Source organism: Komagataeibacter sp. FXV3, assembly GCF_015155755.1.
In the GTDB taxonomy this organism is placed as follows: domain Bacteria; phylum Pseudomonadota; class Alphaproteobacteria; order Acetobacterales; family Acetobacteraceae; genus Komagataeibacter.
On sequence record NZ_VWPI01000088.1, the window covers coordinates 1 to 3,007 of the forward strand.

Sequence of the window (3,007 nt, forward strand, 5' to 3'; positions counted from 1 at the left end):
ATCTGTTTTCTTGCCAAGGCACAGCGGTTCCATTTGCGCCCATTGGGCGTCTGTCAGTACGAAGCGATCCATACGGATTTTGAATCACATTTGGTGACTTTGAAAAAGTATAATTCCCAACAGACCCCAAAACGGCGGCATTCTTCTGAAGCTTTTTGAAAAAAGCTTCACCAAAAATTTCCTTATACAGGAGCTGCCTTCCCCCGAGCGGGGGCGATGGCTCACGTGCAGCAGATGTCATGACCGGACAATGACGCGGTCACAACCACCCACGACCCTATTCCGCCCGGGCCATGGGCAAATCAGGCACACCCACCCCACCGGGCCGCATGACCCATGGCCGCGTCCCACGCGCCTGCCGGTCAGACAGCGCCCTGACACCACCCGCACGGTCGGGATACAGGGCGTACGCCCCATTTCGCCACATATCGAAACGCCCGATTACCCCCGCGCCGGGACACCCGTCCTGCGCCCACAGGTTCACCACCATGCGGACATCGCGGCATAACCCGCGACCCGGCCCCCGCGCGGAAAGCAGCAGCAGGATATCCCCGTCCCGCTCCCGCACGCGGCACGCGCCAGCCCGACACGATAGCGGCCCCTGCCCCGCACCATCGGGCAACACGCCGGCTTCCAGCCCCGTCACACGCTGCCATTCGCGCAAAATGAACGGATCGGGGTGCGCACCGGGACCGGTCAGCAGCACATGCCCGCTCACAACGCCCGCCATGCGGGCATCCGGTGACACCATCACCACCGGTTGCGCCCCCCACCATGGTGACAGCAGCGCCAGCGCAACCGGCACGGATCCCAGCAACCGCCCCCGTCCACACCACAGGCACAGCCAGCCCAACCCGGCAAAGAACAGCGCCAGCCCGCCATTGCCGATGGCAGGCACCCCGATATGCGCCACCGGCAGGCCGGCCACCTGCCGCGCCAGCCACGCCACCAGTCCGATCCCCCACCCCATGGGGACCAGCGCCAGCTTTTCCCACCCCAGCGGCATCAGCAGAAAGGACACCAGCCCCCACGGCATGATCCAGGCAGACATGAGCGGCACCGCCAGCAGGTTGGCCAGCACGAACCACGGCTGCACCGTGCCGAAATGCGCCATGCCGACGGGAATGCAGGCACTGCCCGCCAGCACGCTGGCCAGCAGCGGATGGGCAAGCCGCGCGCCCGTCCTGCGCCACCACGTCACGTCATGTTCCCATGCCGACAGGTGCAGGCGCAGCGCATCGAAACCGGCAATCAGCGCCATGACCGCCGCAGCCGACATCTGCAATGGCAGTTCGGCCACGTTTTCCGCATTCAGGCACAGCAGGATGGTCACGGCCACCGCCAGGGCCCGCATCGACATCACACGCCTGCCCACCATCAGCGCCACGACCGCAAGCCCCGCCATGAACAGGCTGCGCTGCGCCGGCAGGTGCGCACCGGTAATGATGACATATCCCCCACCGGCCAGCAGCGCGCAGACCGCCGCGATCTGCCGGCATGGCCAGAACAGCGCCGCGCGTTCGGACAGCGCCAGCCCCATGCGCACCCCCGCCATGACCAGTCCCATGACAATGGCAAGGTGCAACCCGGCAACAGCCAGCAGGTGGGCCAGCCCCGCATCGGCAAAGGCATCCCGCACGCCGGGCGCAATCGCCCCATCCGCCCCCACCAGCACGGTCGCGGCGATATCGCCACGGCTGCCCGGCAGGACCGTGCGAATCCGCGTGGCCATGGCCTGACGCAGGCTGGCAATACGCGTGGACAGGCCGGACAGGGCATGGCCATGCCGGCATGTCACCCCATCCAGCGCGCGCGCATTGCCTGCACGTCCGTCAAACCATGCGCGGCGCTGGGCGTCATAGCCCCCGGGCAGGGCGGGAAAGGCCGGGGGGGAGAGCATCACACGCGCCAGCAGTGTATCACCGGGCACGGGAACACACGCATCATCTGGCCGCAGCCGCAGCACCAGCACACGACGCAGCGGCGGCATGCCGGTATTGATGCCATCAAGGAAGCGGACATCCGCCAGTCGCACCCGCCATGCCTGCGTGCCATCACGCAGGGCCTGCGCGTCCGCATCCAGCACGCGCCCCGTCAGATGCACCGCCCGGCGGGGCAGGTCTGGAAAGGGCGGCATGTGATGCGCCTGCCCCCATGCCACCAGCGCCCCCGCAGTACACGCCCCCAGCACGCCACAGCCGATGCGCACCGGCAGCCCCGTGCCCCATAGCAGCCGCGCGGCAATACACCCCGCAACCACCATGATGCCCCCCCATGCCCAGATGGCCGATGGTTCCCATGACAGCGTGAAATACAGCGCCATGCCCGCCGCCAGCAGGACAGGCAGCCACAGCACGAAGCGGACATGCTGCCCCCACAGCCATGCACTGACCCCTGCACGTGTACGTGACAGTCCGGCCCGGATGCTGTCGATATTGTGGCGTGGCAGGATAACCCCCGTAATGATCCGCACCCATGCTTGCGGCCATGCCCATGCGTGGCCGGAATACACACCCTAACGGTCCCGATGGCACACAGGCCAGACTGCCCCCTGTCAGCAGGGCGAAAACATGCTAAAGAACCGGCTCATGACTGTCCGTACGCGTTTCGCTCCCAGCCCCACCGGCCTGCTGCATATCGGCAACGCCCGTGCCGCCCTTTTCAATTTCCTCTATGCCCGCCACCACGGCGGTCAGTTCCTGCTCAGGATCGAGGATACCGACCGAGAACGCTCGACCCAGCAGGCGGTCGATGTGCTGTTCGACGGGCTGGCGTGGATGGATATCCACTCAGACGAAAAGCCGGTGTTCCAGTCCACCCGGCAGGCCCGTCATACCGAAGTGGCCCACGCGCTGCTGGAAAAGGGGCTGGCCTATCGCTGCTACTGCACGGCGGATGAACTGAAAGAAATGCGGGAAAAGGCGATGGCCGAAGGCCGTCCCCCCCGCTACAACGGCATGTGGCGCGACCGCGACCCGTCCGAAGCCCCCGCCAACACCCCCTATAC

Annotated in this window: 3 protein-coding genes; 1 reads left to right on the forward strand and 2 read right to left on the reverse strand. The window is 66.3% G+C overall.

Features of this window, described 5'->3' with window-relative positions; translation table 11 throughout:
- Together F1542_RS17150 and F1542_RS08680 are read right to left on the reverse strand one after the other, a co-directional pair.
- On the reverse strand, window positions 1–241 hold a 241-nt coding region (locus tag F1542_RS17150), incomplete at its 3' end, for a hypothetical protein (protein ID WP_227672592.1).
- A 36-nt stretch (window positions 242–277) separates the two neighbouring features.
- A complete protein-coding gene (locus F1542_RS08680; protein ID WP_193732684.1) occupies window positions 278–2,473 on the reverse strand; it encodes a ComEC/Rec2 family competence protein in 2,196 nt (731 codons plus the stop codon).
- 115 nt (window positions 2,474–2,588) lie between these two features.
- Between F1542_RS08680 and F1542_RS08685 the strand changes: the two genes are divergently transcribed.
- The coding region (locus F1542_RS08685; RefSeq protein WP_253073257.1) for a glutamate--tRNA ligase at window positions 2,589–3,007 on the forward strand (419 nt) is incomplete at its 3' end.